The sequence below is a fragment of the Okeania sp. SIO2F5 genome (assembly GCF_010692685.1).
GTDB classification, from domain to species: Bacteria; Cyanobacteriota; Cyanobacteriia; order Cyanobacteriales; family Microcoleaceae; genus Okeania; species Okeania hirsuta.
On the sequence record NZ_JAAHGU010000320.1, the window covers coordinates 1 to 1,160 of the forward strand.

Here is a 1,160-nt window from a genome sequence, read left to right on the forward strand (position 1 = left end):
CTGGAATTCCAGCAGTTCTTTGTCTTCAGCTTCACTCAAATGTACTCTTAAAGGGGCTGGCACACTATAAATTTTCCTCCATCTACTCGACTAGGCTATTTTACAACTTTTTTTGCCTGCCTACTTAGTTGGTAATTGCATAAATTTATTCTGATAAATTTTGTTGTGATTCGTGTATTTCCCGATTCAATTTTTACCTCCTTTATTGATAATTTAATGTTGTTTATTTTAACATAGTGGGCAGCCGATAGTGCTACGCACCGCTACGCGATTGCTCCCATTAATATTTCCTACAAAAAAATTTGAGTAAAGGGTTAATTTTAAATCAATTTTTGCTATTATTTAGATAATGGGAAAGGTGCGCTCATATATATTCTATGTTATATAGCATAATTTGAGGATAAGACACATAATATTGATATAAATTAATGACAAACACAAACATTTACACCGAGTCGGAAAAAAAACTAATTGCCAAAATCCGGAGTTTGCCTCCAGATAAAGTTTCCTAAATAGTAGATTTTGTGGATTTTTTGTCTCAGCGACAACAACAGCAAAATTTTACTAATTCTATTACTCAACTGTCTGAAGCAGCTTTTCAGAAAATTTGGGATAATCCTGAAGATGATGATTATGACTATTTATAATAAGTAAATTAGAGAAGGGTAAAAATGGGCGCTAAGGATAAATTTCATGCTGTGGTTAGAATTGCTTTGGAAAAGGAGGAATGGCAGATCACCGACGATCCCCTGCTACTCGAAGTAGGCGGAACTAAATTTGAAATTGATTTAGGTGCAGAGCAACTATTAGCAGCAGAGCGTGGTGAAGAAAAAATTGCAGTTGAGATTAAAACTTTTTTGAGTGATTCGCCATTGACAGATTACCATAATGCTTTAGGACAGTTCTTGAATTATCGGTTAGCTTTAGAAATTAGTGACCCAACACGAATTTTATATTTAGCAATACCTGTGGTTGCTTATGACACTTTTTTTAGGCGGGAATTTGCACAAATATCCTTAGAAAGGTATGAATTGAAGAAGGAGACAGGAGACAGCTATACTGGAGACAGGAGGAAAATTACATGGGGATTCGCTCCCCCAAGTAATGCGTGAACACCCCCGTTGACGGTGGGGTATTAAACCCACAAAGAAAATGATAAT

At 35.7% G+C, this 1,160-nt stretch carries 2 protein-coding genes; both read left to right on the forward strand.

The features are described 5' to 3' along the window. Nucleotides 1-524 precede the first annotated feature (524 nt). Nucleotides 525-647, forward strand: coding sequence for a hypothetical protein (locus F6K27_RS33285; RefSeq protein WP_275670414.1), 123 nt, complete (start codon nt 525-527; stop codon nt 645-647). Between the two features lie 24 nt (nt 648-671). Then, on the forward strand, nt 672-1,112 hold the full coding sequence (locus F6K27_RS33290) for a XisH family protein (protein ID WP_287280121.1): 441 nt from the start codon (nt 672-674) through the stop codon (nt 1,110-1,112). Nucleotides 1,113-1,160 lie beyond the last annotated feature (48 nt).